We start from the raw sequence: 17,696 nt of genomic DNA on the forward strand, positions 1-17,696 counted from the left end.
TATAATCAAATTCCAAAAGGAGCCAGGGAAATGTTAGAAAAAAAAATGTTGATCAACGGAGAGTGGGTCGCCGCTAAATCAGGTAAGACTCGTGAGATTATCGATCCGGCCAGTGGAGAAATTCTTGCAATAGTACCAGAATCAGATTCTGAAGATGCCAAATTGGCTATTGCTGCAGCCAGGAAAGCATTTGATCAGGGAACTTGGCGTTCAACTCCTGCACAAGCAAGAGGCAAACTACTATTTAAAGTTGCCCAAGCAATTATGGACAAGTTCGAAATGTTTGTTGAGCTTGAAGTGAAAGACTGTGGCAAGCCTCGACGGGAAGCTGAATTTGATGTAAATGATGCTGCTAATTGTTTCGAGTATTATGGTGGCTTAGCAACAAAAATTCACGGACATACAATGCAAACTCCAGATGGATCGGTTAGCATGATAGTCCGAGAGCCAATAGGAGTATGCGGACAAATTGTTCCTTGGAACTACCCGTTACTCATGTCAACATGGAAACTTGCTCCTGCACTTGCAGCAGGCAATTGTGTTATTCTTAAACCATCCGAACTCACACCTCTCTCAGCACTCGAACTAGGTAAAATTTTTACCGAAGTTGGATTTCCTCCAGGAGTTGTGAACATCATCACAGGTCCTGGTGCAGGAGCAGGTGAAGAATTATCTACTAATCCTCATGTAGATAAAGTTGCTTTCACTGGAGGCACAGTTACAGGTAGAAAAGTAATGGGCAACGCGACACAGAACATCAAAAACATTACTTTGGAATTAGGTGGCAAGAACCCTATTCTTGTTTTTGAAGACTGCAATTTTGAATCGGCTGTCGATTGGACACTATTCGCTGCCTTCGCCAACCAGGGAGAAGTCTGTTCAGCTGGATCTAGGTTACTGGTTCAAAAGTCAATTCACAGAAAGTTTGTAGATGAACTAGTGAAAAGGGTTCCTCGAATTAAGCTCGGACATGGCTTAAAAGATGGCGTAGTAATGGGTCCTTTGGTGTCATCTGCCCATAGAGACAAAGTTGAATCGTATATTCAGATTGGAATCAAGGAAGGAGCAAAACTTCTTTGTGGTGGCAAAAGACCAAGTGGTTCTGAATATGAAAAAGGTAATTTTGTTGAACCAACAATATTTGATAATGTTGATCCAAAAATGCGCATTGCTCAAGAGGAAATATTTGGACCAGTCTTAGCTGTAATTCCATTTGAGACGGAAGAAGAAGCGATTGCCCTTGCAAATGATACAGAGTATGGATTGGCAGCTGGAGTTTTTACTTCGAACTTAACGCGCGGGCATAGAGTGATCAACCAACTTCGAGCTGGCATAACATGGATCAATAACTACCATCCAACTTATAATGAGATGCCTTGGGGTGGTTACAAACAGTCTGGCATTGGTCGTGAGCTTGGTCTTTTTGGGATTGAAGCGTATCTAGAAACTAAGCAAATCAATATATGGATGGATGATAATCCAGTAGGTTGGTATTAATTGAAACATATTCAAATCAAAACAGCAATCCCCGGTCCTAAATCTATTGCCTTAATGGATGAAAGGAAAAAGCAAGTTGCACGGGGACCTTTTCATACAACTCCAATTTTTATAGAAAGGGCAAATGGTGCTAAGGTCTGGGATGTAGATGGCAATCAGCTCTTAGATTTTGCATCCGGAATTGGAGTCGTGAATACGGGGCATACGCCTCCAGAAGTAGTCGAGGCGATACGCAAACAAGCTGGACTCAATATCCATTCAAGTATCAATGTCCTTGCCTATGAAGGATATGTGGAATTATCGAAAAAACTCAATGCCCTCGTTCCTGGTGATTACCCGAAGAAAACTTTCTTGTGCAACAGTGGAGCTGAGGCAGTAGAAAATGCCATTAAGATCGCAAGGTCATTTACCAAGAGACAAGCAGTAATTTGTTTTGACCATGCTTATCATGGAAGAACCTATATGGCAATGTCATTGACTTCAAAAGTAAAATTCTACAAACATGGTTTTGCCCCTTTCAATCCCGAAGTCTACCGAGCACCATTTCCATATGAATACCGATGTGGTTCTTGCAATGGTCAATGCCCGAATCAATCGAATGGTAATTCAAAATGCGAACCTTGCTTTAAAGCATTTGAACACCTAGTGAATAGTCAAGTTGGAGCTGAGAATGTTGCTGCAGTGATCTTGGAACCAGTTTTGGGTGAAGGCGGATTTATTCCTGTTCCTAAGGAATATATGCAAGCACTCAGGAAATTTTGTACTGACAATGGAATTCTATTGATACTTGACGAAATCCAATCAGGATTCGGACGAACTGGCAAAATGTTCGCTGCAGAGCATTATGATATAGCTCCCGATTTAATGATCATGGCAAAAGGTCTCGGAGGAGGAATGCCAATTGCGGCGGTAACTGGAAGAGCAGAGGTCATGGACGCTCCTCCAGAAGGCGGAATCGGTGGCACCTATTGCGGTAACCCAGTTGCTTGTGCTAGTGCCCTCGCAGTGATCTCAATTTTTGAAAAAGATAAGTCAGCACTTCTCAGACAAGCTGTGGATGTCGGAATAATCATTCGTAATAGTTTTGAGAAATGGAAAACGATTTATCCGATTATTGGAGACGTAAGAGGTCTTGGTCCAATGCTCGCCTTAGAATTTGTAAAAGATAGAATCACAAAAGAGCCTGATAAGGAATTCACTTCTCAATTATCTAAATTCTGTTATGAAAATGGAGTTGTAACAATTACAGCTGGAACTTTTGGAAATGTTCTTAGAATTCTCGTGCCATTAATGATCTCTACCGAAGAACTTCAAGAAGGGTTGGAAGTTATTGAAAAAGGGATTCAATTTCTTTCGGCGGCGAAAGTATGATTCAATATAGAAACTTTATCGATGGACAATGGATCGAATCCAAAGAAGTTCATGTTATTAAGAATCCATGGAATGATGAAGTTGTTTCCCAATGCGCCATAGCCAATGAGAAAGATATCGAGTTATGCTTAGAAGCATCAAAGAATGCAAGAGTACCTTTCTCGCATACAAGTAGATTTCTACGATCCAAATTATTGAGTCGAATGGTAGAATTGATTCAAGATCATAAGGATTCGATTGTAGAATCTATTATTTTGGAAGCTGGAAAACCAATTACATTGGCTGATGGAGAATTTGCTCGATGTATCAATACATTTAAAACTGCTATCGATGAATCCACAAGGTTTACAGGCGAGATTTATCCAATGGATATAGATTCAGGAGGTAGAGCTTTTGAAACAGCAAAAACAGAATTTTTTCCTAAAGGTGTTATATTAGCTATAACACCTTTTAACTTTCCATTGAATCTCGTTGCTCATAAAATTGCACCAGCCTTTGCAGTAGGGGCTCCGGTAATTCTTAAACCAGCTCCTCAAGCACCAGGGGCATCCTTTATTCTGGCTGATATTTTTCAAAAAGCTTTACAGTCTGTAAATAACGAATTTGGGACGAAAGAAGAGCAAATTCCAGAAGCTGCTTTTCAAGTTTTATTCTGTAATAATGAACTAGCAGAAAAAATGGTTAAAGACAGTCGCATATCAATCATTAGCTTTACTGGTTCAGCATCAGTAGGATGGAAAATTCAAGAATTAGGTATAAAGAAGAAGGTATTGCTTGAGTTAGGTGGCAATGCTGGTGTTATTGTATGTGAAGATAGTGATTGGAAATTTGCTGCAGAAAGAATAGCTTTTGGATCTGTTTCTTACGCTGGGCAATCTTGTATTTCCGTTCAAAGAATCTATGTTGATGCGAAAATTTATGATAATTTTCGGACTCAGCTTTTGCTTGAATTTAAAAAAGTTAAGACTGGCGATCCTACAAAAAAAGAAATTCTAGTTGGACCGTTGATCGACCGTAAAGCATCCGAACGAATAGTATCTTGGATTCAAGAAGCCAAAAGCTTAGGATGCAATGTTTTGCTGGGAGGAACTCTTGATGATAAAGTCCTTCCTCCGACCCTCCTGGAAAACGTAGCCCTCGATGCCAAAATCTCGCAAGAAGAAGTTTTTGGTCCGGTTGCTATTTTGGAAAAGATTGAGAATTTGGAGGAAGGTATAGCGAAACTGAACAATTCAAAGTACGGATTGCACGCTGGAATTTTCACCAACAATCTAAACAAAATGAACCACGCCTTCAAAGATTTGGAAGTGGGAGGTCTTATTGTGAATGAAGTTCCTACTTTTCGAGCAGACCATATGCCTTATGGAGGCGTAAAGGAATCTGGTTTAGGTCGCGAAGGAGTACGCTATGCAATGGAAGATTTCTGTGAAAGGAAAACTTTGGTCGTGAAGAAAGCGTAAAGGAAAAAACCGGATGTCAGAATATTCAAATGATTACCGATACGATGCAAATAGAATCGTGACGTTATTAAGGCAGACATTAACCAAGAAAAAGATCTGGTCGGTCGATATTACAACGAATCGAAAAGTAGAATCCAAATTTGAAAATGCGAAAAATTATCTTTGGGAAGTCGACTGTGATTTAGATACTTTTGTTTTGCATCAGAATGAAATTGAATCTGAGGATTCCGATCGTGAACTGTCAAAAAGAATCGAATCGCAATGGGTATTGGTGCAAGATAAAGAGCAATTATTCAATTGGTTGGATAATGCAGAATCAGAACTAGATCTTCAGTACAAAAACGGTAAATTCCCGTTTCAAGGTTTGCTGCCAATAATAGCACAAGATGAAAATGGTCGCATACTTATGCAAGCATGGGGAAACAGAGCGGCTATAACAGAAACTGTTGATTCTAATCATGGAACTTACTTCTCGCGCTCGAGAAATAAATTATGGATCAAAGGAGAAGAAAGTGGGCACTTACAAAGCATTCAGTCGATAGAATTGCAATCTTCCTTCCCTTTTGCGATTGTATACCATGTAAAGCAAACGGGAGCCGCTTGCCATACCGGTGAGTATTCTTGTTTTTTTCGGAAGGTTACTTCCTGGAATGCTATCGATCTAAAACCCGTTTAATCTAGATTAGGTCTTCGTTTTTCCTTTAAAGCACTCATTGCCTCTAATAGGTTTTCGATAACTCCTGGAATCGCAAATGAATCCATAGTCTCTTTCTCATACACTGCAAGTTTGGAAAGAAGTTCGCGATTTAGAACTTTTTTGGTTGATTGATAAGCTGAAGTAGGAAGCTTAATTAAGTATTCCAGTTTTTTTAAAGTCATCTTTCTAAGTTCAGCTCTGTTCGGAGCAACGTCATCAATAAGACCAATTTCTTTAGCCTCATTTGCTTTGTAATTCGCTCCAGTTAGACAAACTTCTCCCCAATACTTTGGTGTAACGCATCCTTTAATTCTATCAATAAAACTACCTGGAAGCGGAAGTCCAACGAGGATCTCCGTAAATGCAATTCGTGCTTTAGAATCTAACATGTATTTAAAATCACTAGCTACGGTGATTACAGCACCTCCGCCCATCGCATAACCAGAAACTTCGGCGATTATAGGTTTACTAAACTTGATAAGTTCACCGAAAAGAAGAACAATTCCGCCAACCTCTTCGATCAATCTATCTCTAGGTGTGGATAAAAGATTCTCTGCATCAAGTCCATTGCAGAAAAATTTCTCATTATCAGAAGCGAGAACTATTCCACGAATATTTGGATCAGCTTGAATTTCATGAAGTATTTTCGTAAGCGCTTTCATGTTAGCGCCTGTTAGTGAATTCTGATCGTTGGTTTGTATTGTAATTATTTCTGCTTTTTTACCGCCAAGCTCAACCACTTCTCTATTATAAAACATTCTTTTCTCCTAATTTAATAACTATTTCTCAATTGATGCTTGGTATTCTTCTGGAGTCATGAACACTTGTACAACTTGTTCAAAATTTCCTGATTCTAATAGTAAACCAAAGTATCTACCTGCTACAATTCCTACGGGTCTGCCTGGAAACAACAGAATTATCCTTTGTAAAATAGCAATTTCTTTTAACTGCAAATCAAAAAGTCCTCTAATATCAATACAGATTGTATCATCCTTTAATTTTTGTAGGATCGCTTTGTTCAAAATGTCTGAAATTTCTGATGCGACGTATATAGAAAGAGATGACTTCAAGTAGATCGTACTTTGAAAACCTAAACTCACTACGTTGATATGAGAATTAGAAACATCTGATTTATTCCTACGAACACCTTTGTATTCTTGAATAGTTTCATTTACTCTTGAAATTATTTGTTCTTTTTGAAAAGGTTTCACTATGTAATCTTGAAAACCTAGTATTTTATAATTGAATACAAAGTTCTCATCTTTTCTTGGAATCATTGCAATCAAAGGAATATTCTCTGTCAGAGGATCTTTCCTTAAATTTATAATTAAATCGAATTCTGAATTATTTTGTAAACTGAGTCCAATGAGAATTAGATCTGGATTTGCTGATTTAATATATTCAAGCATTCGTAAACTAAAGGTTGTAATAATTACTCGAAACCTATTGCCTTGAAAAAAATTTTCAAGCTCCGAATAAGAATCTGGATCTTTTTCAATGACCATTACTAAATCCATATATTATAAAAAGAAACTAGCGCTAATGACATTTTTCAAATCTGATTCCATTTCTTGAATAGAATTCTTTGAGCGAAGGCACTCATCTAGATGCCTTGAGACATAAGATTCACCAAACTTTTTGAGTGCATTATTTGCTGCTTTCAATAGCTGCATAGCTTTCATACATTCCGCCTCCGGGTCATTCACAACTTTCTTTAGAGCTTCAATTTGACCCTGAATCCGATTCAATCGATTGATAAGATCGCTCTTATCCATTTCTTTTTTGGTGACCATATATAATACCTTGTATAGTATAATTCCTAAGTCAAGTTCAATTTGCAATTCAGAATTGCGTATAAAAATTATAAGTAAATTAATGAGAAGAATGTTCTGAAATAGAGAATATTAGTTGAAAGTAATAATAGATCCACAAGATAAGAGATATGAATCTGAATCATAAGATACGATCAAGGATCCTACTCGAATTTAGCCTTTTTCTGACTTTCATTGCAATTATTTTCTTATCCTTTATATACTATTATGAAAAAGCAAGATTCTTAGAATCCTATGAAGTTTTAGGATTCACACATAGCTATGAATTCAATAAAGTCGCAAATAATTTTTCAGATTCGTTCAAACAAATTTCCAAAAATCCAGATATTTTGAAATCCAATGAAGATTTGATTAAAATTCAAAATCATATCGACCTTTTACCAAACGCATATGAAATCATTCAACAAACATACATTACAGATGGAAATCCTGTAGAGAAAGAAGGTAAAACTTTTTATCCGATTTATATCGCGAATCAAAATCTATACAATAAAGATGTCGTCCCAGGAATGTTATATGAAGCAGACGAAATATTCAAAGGTGGTGTCGAAACTGCAAAATCGGGTGTGACCGCGGTTACGGCGGAGTATTCAGATGAATTTGGCGATTGGATTTCAATATTGTATCCAATTAAAAATACCTCTGGAGAAACTTTAGCAGTGTATGGAATAGATATTCATTTGGATAAAATGAAATCCGAACTAATCAATTACTTTTTAAAAATTGGTCTGTTTGGATTGATCAGTTTATTATTTGTGAATGTTATTGTGTATTTTAGGATGAAATTAATATTTGAGCCGATTCGAAAATTAGTTTTTCTTGCACAAGAAATATCCAAAGGCAATTCAAATGTAAAATTTGATTACAACCAAGAAAATGAGGTTGGAAAAGTCTATCGAGCTATTGAAGACATGGTAATTAAGTTGAGAAGCTTAATGGAAAGAATGAAGAAGGCAGCCAAACTAATGACTGAGACAGGAGGAACTCTACTTCAGTCATCTAGTGAATCGATAGAGATGAGTAAAAGTATATCAGAATCTGCTAAACAACTCAATCATGTTGTAGAAGGACAAATTAGTAGTTTACAAGAAAGCAAACTAGCTATGGAAGAAGTAAGTGTTGCGTTGCATAGAATCAGTGTTGTATCTGCAGAGGTAAATGATGCAGCTTCAAGAAGTTATGAGGCGGCGGAAAGAGGCGAATCTCATCTAAGTTCTGTTATATTGGGAATGAATGATATTAAGTCATCGATTGAACATTCCGGTTCCATTGCGCAAGAACTTGGTAAAAGTTCACAAGAAATTGGTAAGATAGTTGATACAATAACTCAAATTGCTTCACAAACAAACTTGCTGGCTTTAAATGCTGCAATTGAAGCAGCGAGAGCAGGAGAACAAGGAAAAGGATTTGCCGTAGTTGCCGACGAAGTTTCCAAACTTGCAGATCAATCTACAGTATCAGCTAAAAGAATTCAGGTGATGATCTCTGATATTAGAGGCAAGATAGAAAATCTAACTATCAGCATGAAAGAAACAGAAAGCTCAATGGGAATTGGAACAAAGAGTATTTATGATGCTGAAGCTAATTTTCATGACATTGTCGAACTAGCAAAAAATGTTTCTGAACAGATTAGTGATGTCTCTGCTTCTGTTGAGGAGATTTCTGCGAGCAGTGATCAAGTAATTTCTAGCATGACTCAGAACCTTAGAATATCGCAAGACTCTTCCAAATCTTCTTTGAACGTAATGGAATCTTCCGAAATGCAATCGATTGCCATGTTACAAATTGAGAACAAAGCAAAGAACTTAGATGAATTTTCGAAAAGTTTAGAACAAATTGTTGCGGATCTGAATAGGTAAAGAAGACTAATAAATACGAATTAGAATCTATAAATTCTAAAAAATTTGAATCTACATTAGCTTTTCAGACTTTGCTAATTTATAAATATTTCCTTCTTTCTTTTGACGTTCAAGAAGTATCGGACTATTTAAAATCTCCCAGACTACTGCTTCCGGCATATTATTATAATATTCATACGATTCTCTAAATTGTTCAAGGGTCATTTTGTTAAAAAGTATATTTGCTTGAAAATGGAAGATTTGATGCTCCATCAAAAATCGCAGTGTATCAATATCTTCAACAGCTTCGGCCGTGATTGTTGCTTCTCTGTTGTCTGCTAATCTTTTACAATAATCTATAAACGCAAGATTGTCCAAAAATTTAGTTTGATCCTCTTCGATTTTAAATTTAAAACTAATCGGATCCAATTTGAATTCCTTGATCATCAAACCTAAATCTAAAACGATCTGGTGACTTTGTGACTTTACACCGAAATCATCTGCAGCAAAGCTAATTCCTAAATTCCAGAAATCACGACAGACATCTTTGAGAAGAAATTCTCCCTCATCATAGGGCTTTTCAACCAATTCAAATCTAATGTTTTCAGCCTTTAAACTCATGGATCGAATCAATTCATGAAGACGATTTACTTTTTCATATTTAGAAAATGTATCTATTAATGATTGTGGTGAGATATTAAATTTCAAAAGTCCAGGAGCTTTCTCACATGCAATAATTAGTTTCTCAAGAATTAATAATTCTATTCGATTCAAATCTTGATCAGGCGGTATATCATTGATTAATTGCTTGTATCCTGCATAGGCACCACCCCCAACAAAAACTTCACCACCTTTGACCGAGAAAGTTTTCTTTTTGGGATCGTAGTAAACAGTAGGCTGAATCATAGCCTCATGAACATTACCTGAAATATAAGTATTTGCTTTATTGTAATATGTCCAACTCCAGCGAACCAAATTGTCATTTAGGTTTTTCTGTGAAGCTTGATACAATTCAATATAAATCTCATCTGAATTGGAAATAAAATTACTTTGCGTCCTAGAAACACCAAAATTAAAACTAGCAATTTTGTTTCTAATGCAATCTTGATGAAATCGACCTACAGCATTATCAATATTTGGAAATTTATCAACCATCCATTGATGAAATGGAGTGATACCAAGTAATAAAGTCTGACGCTTATCTATGTAATGAAAGCCAAATTCAATATCATCTAAATCAAGAATGATATTTACTTCTCTGCGAATGAGATTGATAAAATCCAGTAAATCTGTTCCCTGAATATTCTCGAAACGAATTAGAAATAAAGGCTTACCTCGATTGAGGTCTATAAAATTTTTCTTAAAATTCTCAACGTCCTTCAAACCGAAAAATTTATCAGAACTCAATTCATTCTTATCATCAGAAGCCATTTATTGTATATTCTTGAGATCATTTCTCATTAGGTCTATCTTAAATTATTCTGTATTTTATAAATTGATTGTTTTTTTATAATCAAAACTTAACATCACCTTAGAAATAGGAGAAACTATGGGTTCAATTACAAATTTGATTATTTTTTTATTAATCGGTCTACTTGCAGGCTGGGTTGCCGCGAAAGTTATAAAGAACAAGAGCTTAGGTATTCTTTGGAATATGGTAGTGGGAGTTATCGGATCATTCGTTGGTAGCTTCGTTGCTGGATTGGTTGGAATTGGAGCAAGCAATTTGATTGGCCAAGCATTGATCGCAATCGGTGGAGCAATTCTATTACTCTTAATTATTGGATTTCTCAAAAAGAAAATGTAAATGATCCAACAGAGTCCACATGCTTAGATAGTTTAATTGAGTATGTGGATTCATTAATACAAAAATCCCACCACTCTTCAGCTTTCATTAAATAAACTGAATATTCATTCAATACTTTTCCCAATCTAATCTAAACAAATAAGATTGACGATTCTTTCTAAATTCAATAAAATAATAATCTATTATAAAAAGGATCCATTATGACAAAAAATTTTCGAACAAGAATTTTAACAATTCTCATCGTTGCTTTCTGTATGACAATTTTCTCAGGACTTTCCGCTCAGAAAGAAATGAAAGATAAATCAAAAGAAAATAAAAATGTAACTGAAGAAACAAAAAAAGGAAAACCAGAGAATACTGACAAAACTGGTAAACCTGATAAGGCAGATCGAGAGAATAAAGGAAAAGACTCGAAAGAAAAGAATAAAGATAAACAAAAAGATAATTCCAATAAAACAGAAAAACTTAAAGGCGCCGAAAGAAAAATTGAACGCTTAAAAGAAATTGCTACAAAATTAGAATCCCAAGGTAAGACTGAACAAGCTTCCAAAATTCGAGAGAAAATAAAAAAAGCTGAATCTACCCTTCAAGAAAAGAAAACTGAAATAGAAGAAGGTGATGATTCTGAGGAATCAATGGAGGAAGAAAAATGAAATTTATTCAAAATATTTTAACACTATCATTGCTTTGTTTTTTACTTTTTAGTCAATGCGGTGGTGATGGTAAAAGCAATCAAAAGCCTTCAGAAAAAATTGAAATTACCGAAGATAATGCTTTAGAAGAAGCAGAAAAATTGATTCTTGAACTAGAAAGCTTGTGATTCCTATTTTTAAGAATTAGTTTCTTTAAAAAGATCAAATTGATTTCTTAGAATCAGTCTCTTTAATTCATCCATCACTTTTTTCTTAGATTGAAAATCGGGTGTGGATCGAAATAGATTAGCAATCGCTAATATTTCCTTGGATTCATCTAAAGAAGGTTCTATTTCATTCCATTCCCAAGATTTTTTTAAATCCATCGAAAGATTTAAGAAGGAATTGAACTGTGGAGATTGATTGGAATATTTGATTCTATTCTTACATTTACATGCGTTGGATGAATCTAGTAAACCACATCTTGGTTTCATAAAATCACTCATCATTTTTCTAGATCTTGACAATCGCTTTCGAAAGTTCACTGGAGTAATCTCAAGAATGTACGCTCCTTCTTCACTACTCATTCCAAAAATGATTCCCATAACAAAAACAATACGATAAGTCCTTTTCAAACAATGCAAAATTGCGTAGGTACATGCGCCCCTTATATAAAGAGAGATATCACTCTCTTCATCCAAAGCAGCACTTGAATGCTGAGAATTTCTTAATTCATGATCAATGTATTTGAATCTGATTTTTGATTCTTCTAATTTGCTTCTTTTTACTTGAATTAAGTGATTTACAGCAATCTTATAAACCCATGTTGAAAGTTTTGATTCTCTTCTAAAACTCTCTAATTTAGTAATAACCTTAACTAGAATTTCTTGACAAGCATCCTCTGCATCCTCCGGACTCCATAAAAAATGCAAAGCCATTGAGAAAATTTTTGGTTGCAATTGATCAACTAAACCTTCCAATGCGAAATGATCTCCAGCGAGACATTTTTCTAATAGAGGAATGAGAGGATCTTGAAAAGAATTCATAAATTTTTATTTTTTCTCAGATATATTCAACAATACTAATGCAATAAGTGCAGGAAGACCTTGAATGAATAAGATAGATATTTTTGCTGTAAACCCACCGAAAACCCCAGCTACCAAAACACAAATTAGAAAAAAATTAAGATTCAGAAACCTATGCTTCAAATCTTTAACAAAGAATACACTCCACAAAAGTCCAGCTGCGAGGAATCCATTGTAGAGTCCCTGGTTCATTGCTAATTTTGCCGACGAACTTGCCGTCTCTGGCGTTAAGTTAAATGTTTTCATTCCAAATGCGGTTTCCCATAGAAACATTTCCAAAACCAAAAAAAGAATATGTTGGACGGCTACAAAAACCACCAATATTTTAACTGCTAATTTCATTTTTACTCTCCTGAATACATCTTGTGACAAAAGAGAATCGAATATTGTGACAAAAAAGCGAGCTTTTTTTTGAACGTTTGCATGTGAATCCGTTCATTACGTACGATAATTGGAAAATTAAATTGGATTTTCCTCGGTACCATTTATGATGCTATTGAAAATATTCACCATCGATATCCAAAAGAAATATTTTATGGAAAATCGGCTGCGCACGTAAAATGGTACTGAGTATTTCTATTCTTTATTTCATGACTAAGTTAATGATCTGAAATTTGCGAATCAATTCTGTTTGGTAATCTGGACTGTATAATAATCAAAACCAGAGAACGAAAAAGAACCACCTGTGCACGTTCCCGATGGAAAAGAAGAGCCTGTAATACCAGCAATGGTTCCAAATCCACCAGCTGCAAAAGTTGTAGTTGTGGTCTTAGTCGGTTCGGATGCTGAAGTCTGGATTCCAGCAAAACTCACATCTGTCGTACTCCTATGAGTTGTTGAACCACAAGTTCTGACTCTGTTTCTTCTTTGAAGGGTAATTTGATAATTACCACTATTCGGAAAATTTACTCTTATGTCACAGCTGGTAGACGAACAATTTGAACATAAAAGTGCCGAATCAGTAGTCATATCATATGAATTGCCACTGAAGCTTTCAAAAGTTCTAGTACATTGTGGTTGGGCCGCTACTGATGCTGCAGAAAGAGCTAAAAGAAAAAATAAAGAATCTTCTGCTGCTTTTGCTTCCTTTTCCTCTTCGGTCTCTCCACAGTTCATTGTTAGCGATAAAATTACAACTAGTGTAGTTATTATTCTTACAAACATTTTTACTCCTTGATTTTACCTGTTCCGGTTTCCAGAACAAGCTGATTAATTTATGCTAGAATTCAGTTTTTTTACAATATCTCAAAAATTTAAATATTGTCTGAAATCTCCGGTCAATCAAAATAATTTAATAAAATATTGTCAACTACTCAAATATTATTTCTTTTTTTACAATTTTTAGCATTTGAACTCTATAAAATAATTTTGAAAATTTGAGAAATGAGATATCCGTACCACTTAAACGGAAAACGAAGATTAATGATTTCTAATTTCTCCTTGTTAATTGAAAAATATAATAATCAAAACGCAAATAAGTGAAAGAACAAGAACAAGTGCCTCTCAAATTATTGAATGCAGCAGTCCCATCATTAGTGCTCGAAAATCCAGCCGCGAAGTTTGAAACAAGAATTTTTGTATATTCGAAAGAAGAAGTTTGCTGGCTCGGGCTTTCCGCTGCAATCCCTAGCGCGTAAATGCACTGTAGATTGATAAATGTCTTCTATCACATAATTATAAAGAAATTATCTTTACCGTATGAAAATAACCATTTAAATCCGAATTGCCAAACCTTCTTGTAGCAGTCGATTGTTTAGAAAATTTCCATCTTCTATTATCTTTTCAACCTTCCATTCATTCTTTAAATAGAAAACTTCAACAAGATATCTGTCGTAAATGTCTGATCCGTATGTCTTGAGTATTAGAAAGTTTGTACCTTTCAATTCGCGCTCTACAAATTTCTTAGCAGCTTGACCATTTCTTTCGGCTACTTCAGGAGCATCCAAACCACGAAGCCTAAGTCTCTCTTCGATAAAAATTCCAAAACCCAAATCAATTTGTACAAGCAAAGTATCACCGTCCACAACCCTATCCAAGTACGCTTTGTATGAAAAAAGCTCCCTCACACTAGCGATCTTTTCAAATTGGAAACTATTTCTTGACTTACGGACAGACACAAGATCCCCTGATTTGAATCCATCCAAGCTGGAATTATCACCTAACTCGTATTTAATTCTAAAACCAAGGTCAAGATTTGGCATCCAACACCATTTAGCTTGTTGACGGGGATTTCGCTTGTGAGCGCTAAATGGTGCTGGGTCGATCGCTCGCGGGTCGTTCAGCTATTCGAGCTCGAACGTTTTATACTATTAGGATGTTTTGTTGTGTTAATGAAAGTTGTGTAGATGTTTTTTTTACGATTAAAGTTTGGTCCCCCAAGGTTCGTCTGAATGACTCACCTCAAACTTTGTCTACCGCCTGAGGGCTACCAACAAAGTTCATGGGCGAAGGGGCTCGCTCAACTCTCGAAGCTTCCTGCTTCTCAAGTTTCGCCCGTCCCACTCGGCACACTCAACATCCTGTTTCGTGAGCGATACTAAAGCTTCCGCTGGGCGCTACTATCGCTTTGCCTCGTGGTCGTTCTCACCCCTCTTCAAGATTAAGTTAGAATTGTGGAGACGTCTTTTTAAGAATGAAGTTTAGTCCCCCAAGGTTCGTCTGTAGGACTCACCTCAAACTTTGCTTACCGCCTGATGGCTACCAGCAAAGTTTATGGGCTTAGGGACTACGTCCCTTCGACCTGCGGGCGAAGGGGCTCGAACCCTCGCCAGAAGCTTGGAAGGCTGCTGTGCTACCGTTACACCACACCCGCATTGTGTAAGGACAGTGTTTTTAGCGAGGGTCTAAAGTCAACATTTTTGAAGAATCATAGAAGTTGCCGATAGACAATATCCGATAGCTTCATTATGTCCTTTTAGATTCTAAAAGGACATACGACTCAATCCTTTTTTAGATTGAGGCTGAGTGCATTCAATACAACAGATATAGAACTAAACGCCATAGCGGCTCCGCTTAGCCATGGAGCAAGCAATCCAATACCAGCGATAGGTATTCCCAACGTATTGTATCCAAGAGCCCAGAAGAAATTTTGTCGAATATTTCGTACTGTGCTTCTACTGATTTTTATGACATCGACTAATCTTTCCAAATCACCTTTGACTAATACAACTCCAGCTGTTTCGATAGCAACATCCGTTCCAGTACCCATTGCGATTCCTAAATCAGCAGTCGCTAAAGCTGGTGCATCATTGATACCATCGCCCGACATGGCGATCTTACGATTTTGGGACTGAAAATTGTTGATCCAATTTAATTTATCGATCGGTAGTAAGGATGCATGGAAAATTTCAATACCCACTTCCTTTGCGATCTTCTCGGCTGTTTTAGCATTATCACCTGTTAGAAGAATAGGTTCTATACCTAACTTTTTAAGTTCCTGGATTGCCTTTATGGAATTTTCTTTAAGTTTATCTTCCATAGCAAATATTCCTTGTTGAGATTGATTCGAATTTGTCACATCCGCAAAGAATACGGTACTACCTGCACTCTCCCATAGTTTAGCTTGTTCTAGTAACGATGCATCGATATGAATATTTTTTGATTGTAAAAAGCTCAATTTACCTATACTCACTTTCCAATCATTTACTATTCCACTCACTCCTCCACCTGATTCAACTTGGATGTCTTGGAAAGGTAAAAGACTAACGGATTTCACTTTAGCATAGTTTACTACTGCTTTAGCCAATGGATGTTCTGAGCCTGATTCGATGGATGCAGTCAATATCAGAAAATCATTTATCATTGACTCTTCCGTATTTGTTGCAAAGTTCACAACGTACGGTTTTCCTTCAGTGAGAGTTCCCGTCTTGTCAAAAGCTATAGTATCAATGAATGCAGCTAGTTCCAAACTCTCAGCATTCCGGAAAAGAATTCCTCTCGCTGCAGCTCTACCCGTTCCAACTAACAATGACACGGGTGTTGCAAGGCCAAGCGCACAGGGACAAGCAATCACAAGAATTGCTATTGCTTTTTCTAAAGCACCAGGAAGATTCCCTGTTTCCAAGATGAACAACCAAAGAAAGAAATTTGCGACAGCGATAAAGACAACTATAGGAACAAAAATTCCAGAAATTCTATCTGCAATTTTCTGCAATGGAGCCTTGGATCCCTGAGCTTCCTCAACAGTTCGAATAATAGATGCAAGAACCGTGTCTGATCCAACTTTTTTAGCTTTAATGATCAAAGTTCCTGAACCATTAATCGTACCGCCCATAACTTGTGAACTGGGCTTCTTCTCTACGGGTAGACTTTCTCCAGTTAACATAGATTCATCAACTGAACTTTCACCTTCGATCACACTCGCATCCGTTGGGATTTTTTCACCCGCTTTAACCATTATCACGTCATTGACTTTAATGTATTCTGATGGTAATTCAACCCAAGACTCTTCCTTTTTAATTAATGCCTTAGGAGCCTTTAGATTAAAAAGTGCCTCAATCGCTTGCGAACTTTGTCCTCTAACTACAGTCTCAATACATTTGCCAACTAAGATTATTGTGAGTAGAACGGCAGAAGTCTCATAGTATAGAGCCGGAAATACAGAGTGTCCCAGACTCGAAAGATGTTCATAATGTTCTAAACTATTTATATAGAACAGATCCGACTGATTGTATCCATGAATTATACTTAATGCAAGACTATAAAAGTAAGCAGCCGAAGTTCCCATTACAACCAACACGTCCATATTCGCTGAGCCATTCCTAAGTGCACGATAGGCTCCCATTATAAATGGAAAACCTATCCAAAACTGCACAGGAGTTGCAAGTATAAACTGAAACCAAGGATGCATAAGAATGGTTGGAAGCGGTAGAAAAGATAGAAAGCCTACATGTGAAACCATCGTATAGAGAAGTGGTAAGGACAATCCAGCTGATATAAAGAATCTATTTTTAAGTTTCCGTAGTTCGTCCTTATGTTTGTCTTCAGCTAGTGATCTATTTGCTTCGGAATGTTCCGAAGCTGAGTATCCCAATGATTTTACTTTCTCATATAGATCTTCCTTTTGTATACTTCCATCAAATTTAACGTAGGCTGTCTCTCTTGCAAAATTTACTCTTGCTTCTTGAACTCCCTCTTGTTTGATCAAACCTTTTTCTATACGAAGTGCACAGTTTGCACAAGTCATACCATACAAATCAAGAGTGACCTCTTTTTCAGTTTCTTCTGATTCTTTAAGAATTGATTTTGTTTCCAAGGGAATATCCTCCTTCCTGCAAATTTTCTTTGATTTTAAACAAACTGTCTTCCGAGATTTCAGAATCCAATGTAACTATATTTCTCGATCTATCTGCTTTTGCCTGGAATCCGTTATCCAAAAACACTTCCTCCACTGTCATTTCACAATGTCCGCAAGTCATTCCTTCTAATCTATATTCAATATTCATAATTTTAATTCTCCATTAATGGTAATTTATATC

18 protein-coding genes and 1 tRNA gene are annotated in these 17,696 nt (G+C 36.4%); 8 read left to right on the top strand and 11 right to left on the bottom strand.

The annotated features are described in order from the left end of the window. The first annotated feature begins 30 nt into the window (after nucleotides 1-30). Genes O4O04_RS19580 through O4O04_RS19595 form a run of 4 tightly spaced genes read left to right on the top strand, consistent with a single transcriptional unit; the run spans nucleotide 31 to nucleotide 5,004 of the window. A complete protein-coding gene (locus O4O04_RS19580) occupies nucleotides 31-1,497 on the top strand; it encodes an aldehyde dehydrogenase family protein (protein WP_272533606.1) in 1,467 nt (488 codons plus the stop codon). Continuing rightward, nucleotides 1,498-2,868 carry a 4-aminobutyrate--2-oxoglutarate transaminase gene (gabT, locus tag O4O04_RS19585; RefSeq protein ID WP_272533607.1) on the top strand — a complete coding sequence of 457 codons (1,371 nt, stop codon included), beginning with the start codon at nucleotides 1,498-1,500 and terminating at the stop codon, nucleotides 2,866-2,868. Next, nucleotides 2,865-4,328: an aldehyde dehydrogenase family protein gene (locus tag O4O04_RS19590; protein WP_272533609.1), complete on the top strand. Its 1,464-nt coding sequence runs from the start codon at nucleotides 2,865-2,867 to the stop codon at nucleotides 4,326-4,328. The genes gabT and O4O04_RS19590 overlap by 4 nt, the downstream gene beginning before the upstream one ends. Before the next feature lie 13 nt (nucleotides 4,329-4,341). Further along, nucleotides 4,342-5,004 (top strand): phosphoribosyl-AMP cyclohydrolase, encoded by a 663-nt coding sequence (locus O4O04_RS19595; protein ID WP_272533610.1) that lies wholly within the window; start codon nucleotides 4,342-4,344, stop codon nucleotides 5,002-5,004. Here the strand turns inward: O4O04_RS19595 and O4O04_RS19600 are convergent. The 3 genes from O4O04_RS19600 to O4O04_RS19610 are packed head-to-tail and all read right to left on the bottom strand — an operon-like array spanning nucleotide 5,001 to nucleotide 6,818. Then, nucleotides 5,001-5,783: an enoyl-CoA hydratase/isomerase family protein gene (locus O4O04_RS19600; protein ID WP_272533611.1), complete on the bottom strand. Its 783-nt coding sequence runs from the start codon at nucleotides 5,781-5,783 to the stop codon at nucleotides 5,001-5,003. The two genes, O4O04_RS19595 and O4O04_RS19600, sit on opposite strands and share 4 nt — an antisense overlap. Before the next feature lie 21 nt (nucleotides 5,784-5,804). Next, nucleotides 5,805-6,530, bottom strand: coding sequence for a response regulator (locus tag O4O04_RS19605; protein ID WP_272533612.1), 726 nt, complete (start codon nucleotides 6,528-6,530; stop codon nucleotides 5,805-5,807). A 15-nt stretch (nucleotides 6,531-6,545) separates the two neighbouring features. Beyond that, nucleotides 6,546-6,818, bottom strand: a complete 273-nt coding sequence (locus O4O04_RS19610; RefSeq protein WP_272533614.1) for a metal-sensitive transcriptional regulator — start codon at nucleotides 6,816-6,818, stop codon at nucleotides 6,546-6,548. Nucleotides 6,819-6,967: 149 nt separating this feature from the next. Here O4O04_RS19610 and O4O04_RS19615 point away from each other — a divergent pair, with 149 nt between their 5' ends. Continuing rightward, on the top strand, nucleotides 6,968-8,716 hold the full coding sequence (locus O4O04_RS19615; protein WP_272533615.1) for a methyl-accepting chemotaxis protein: 1,749 nt from the start codon (nucleotides 6,968-6,970) through the stop codon (nucleotides 8,714-8,716). A 51-nt stretch (nucleotides 8,717-8,767) separates the two neighbouring features. On the opposite strand, the gene O4O04_RS19620 is transcribed toward O4O04_RS19615, so the two are convergent. Continuing rightward, nucleotides 8,768-10,126: an EAL domain-containing protein gene (locus tag O4O04_RS19620; protein ID WP_272533616.1), complete on the bottom strand. Its 1,359-nt coding sequence runs from the start codon at nucleotides 10,124-10,126 to the stop codon at nucleotides 8,768-8,770. A gap of 118 nt (nucleotides 10,127-10,244) precedes the next feature. Here O4O04_RS19620 and O4O04_RS19625 point away from each other — a divergent pair, with 118 nt between their 5' ends. The 3 genes from O4O04_RS19625 (at nucleotide 10,245) to O4O04_RS19635 (ending at nucleotide 11,322) form a co-directional block, all read left to right on the top strand. Beyond that, nucleotides 10,245-10,502 (top strand): GlsB/YeaQ/YmgE family stress response membrane protein, encoded by a 258-nt coding sequence (locus tag O4O04_RS19625; RefSeq protein ID WP_272533618.1) that lies wholly within the window; start codon nucleotides 10,245-10,247, stop codon nucleotides 10,500-10,502. 200 nt (nucleotides 10,503-10,702) lie between these two features. Beyond that, nucleotides 10,703-11,155 (top strand): hypothetical protein, encoded by a 453-nt coding sequence (locus tag O4O04_RS19630; protein ID WP_272533619.1) that lies wholly within the window; start codon nucleotides 10,703-10,705, stop codon nucleotides 11,153-11,155. Then, entirely contained in the window at nucleotides 11,152-11,322 is a 171-nt protein-coding gene (locus tag O4O04_RS19635) for a hypothetical protein (RefSeq protein WP_272533620.1), read from the top strand. Before O4O04_RS19630 ends, O4O04_RS19635 begins: the two co-directional genes overlap by 4 nt. A gap of 9 nt (nucleotides 11,323-11,331) precedes the next feature. Here O4O04_RS19635 and O4O04_RS19640 read toward each other — a convergent pair whose 3' ends face one another. The 7 genes from O4O04_RS19640 to O4O04_RS19670 all read right to left on the bottom strand — a co-directional run bounded on the left by O4O04_RS19640 (nucleotide 11,332) and on the right by O4O04_RS19670 (nucleotide 17,663). Further along, complete coding sequence (locus O4O04_RS19640; RefSeq protein WP_272533621.1) at nucleotides 11,332-12,180, bottom strand: RNA polymerase sigma factor; 849 nt, start codon at nucleotides 12,178-12,180, stop codon at nucleotides 11,332-11,334. Between the two features lie 6 nt (nucleotides 12,181-12,186). After that, nucleotides 12,187-12,561 carry a DUF1304 domain-containing protein gene (locus tag O4O04_RS19645; protein WP_272533622.1) on the bottom strand — a complete coding sequence of 125 codons (375 nt, stop codon included), beginning with the start codon at nucleotides 12,559-12,561 and terminating at the stop codon, nucleotides 12,187-12,189. Between the two features lie 279 nt (nucleotides 12,562-12,840). Continuing rightward, the gene (locus tag O4O04_RS19650) at nucleotides 12,841-13,383 is read right to left on the bottom strand and encodes a hypothetical protein (RefSeq protein WP_272533624.1); all 543 of its coding nucleotides are present in this window, start codon (nucleotides 13,381-13,383) and stop codon (nucleotides 12,841-12,843) included. Nucleotides 13,384-13,931: 548 nt separating this feature from the next. Beyond that, a complete protein-coding gene (locus tag O4O04_RS19655; protein ID WP_272533625.1) occupies nucleotides 13,932-14,420 on the bottom strand; it encodes a thermonuclease family protein in 489 nt (162 codons plus the stop codon). Nucleotides 14,421-14,960: 540 nt separating this feature from the next. Then, nucleotides 14,961-15,031: transfer RNA gene (locus O4O04_RS19660), tRNA-Gly, on the bottom strand. Between the two features lie 126 nt (nucleotides 15,032-15,157). Continuing rightward, a complete protein-coding gene (locus O4O04_RS19665; RefSeq protein ID WP_272533626.1) occupies nucleotides 15,158-17,473 on the bottom strand; it encodes a heavy metal translocating P-type ATPase in 2,316 nt (771 codons plus the stop codon). Continuing rightward, nucleotides 17,451-17,663 carry a heavy-metal-associated domain-containing protein gene (locus O4O04_RS19670; protein WP_272533628.1) on the bottom strand — a complete coding sequence of 71 codons (213 nt, stop codon included), beginning with the start codon at nucleotides 17,661-17,663 and terminating at the stop codon, nucleotides 17,451-17,453. Before O4O04_RS19670 ends, O4O04_RS19665 begins: the two co-directional genes overlap by 23 nt. Nucleotides 17,664-17,696: the final 33 nt, after the last annotated feature.

Origin of the sequence: Leptospira sp. GIMC2001 (assembly GCF_028462125.1) — a bacterium.
GTDB lineage: Bacteria > Spirochaetota > Leptospiria > Leptospirales > Leptospiraceae.

What these genes read in the sequence shown, in the direction of transcription:
- O4O04_RS19580 (WP_272533606.1), top strand. Translation starts at nt 31, where the DNA reads ATGTTAGAAAAAAAAATGTTGATCAACGGAGAGTGGGTCGCCGCTAAA.
- O4O04_RS19590 (WP_272533609.1), top strand. Translation starts at nt 2,865, where the DNA reads ATGATTCAATATAGAAACTTTATCGATGGACAATGGATCGAATCCAAA.
- O4O04_RS19595 (WP_272533610.1), top strand. Translation starts at nt 4,342, where the DNA reads ATGTCAGAATATTCAAATGATTACCGATACGATGCAAATAGAATCGTG.
- O4O04_RS19600 (WP_272533611.1), bottom strand. Translation starts at nt 5,783, where the DNA reads ATGTTTTATAATAGAGAAGTGGTTGAGCTTGGCGGTAAAAAAGCAGAA.
- O4O04_RS19605 (WP_272533612.1), bottom strand. Translation starts at nt 6,530, where the DNA reads ATGGTCATTGAAAAAGATCCAGATTCTTATTCGGAGCTTGAAAATTTT.
- O4O04_RS19610 (WP_272533614.1), bottom strand. Translation starts at nt 6,818, where the DNA reads ATGGTCACCAAAAAAGAAATGGATAAGAGCGATCTTATCAATCGATTG.
- O4O04_RS19615 (WP_272533615.1), top strand. Translation starts at nt 6,968, where the DNA reads ATGAATCTGAATCATAAGATACGATCAAGGATCCTACTCGAATTTAGC.
- O4O04_RS19620 (WP_272533616.1), bottom strand. Translation starts at nt 10,126, where the DNA reads ATGGCTTCTGATGATAAGAATGAATTGAGTTCTGATAAATTTTTCGGT.
- O4O04_RS19625 (WP_272533618.1), top strand. Translation starts at nt 10,245, where the DNA reads ATGGGTTCAATTACAAATTTGATTATTTTTTTATTAATCGGTCTACTT.
- O4O04_RS19630 (WP_272533619.1), top strand. Translation starts at nt 10,703, where the DNA reads ATGACAAAAAATTTTCGAACAAGAATTTTAACAATTCTCATCGTTGCT.
- O4O04_RS19635 (WP_272533620.1), top strand. Translation starts at nt 11,152, where the DNA reads ATGAAATTTATTCAAAATATTTTAACACTATCATTGCTTTGTTTTTTA.
- O4O04_RS19640 (WP_272533621.1), bottom strand. Translation starts at nt 12,180, where the DNA reads ATGAATTCTTTTCAAGATCCTCTCATTCCTCTATTAGAAAAATGTCTC.
- O4O04_RS19645 (WP_272533622.1), bottom strand. Translation starts at nt 12,561, where the DNA reads ATGAAATTAGCAGTTAAAATATTGGTGGTTTTTGTAGCCGTCCAACAT.
- O4O04_RS19650 (WP_272533624.1), bottom strand. Translation starts at nt 13,383, where the DNA reads ATGTTTGTAAGAATAATAACTACACTAGTTGTAATTTTATCGCTAACA.
- O4O04_RS19655 (WP_272533625.1), bottom strand. Translation starts at nt 14,420, where the DNA reads ATGCCAAATCTTGACCTTGGTTTTAGAATTAAATACGAGTTAGGTGAT.
- O4O04_RS19670 (WP_272533628.1), bottom strand. Translation starts at nt 17,663, where the DNA reads ATGAATATTGAATATAGATTAGAAGGAATGACTTGCGGACATTGTGAA.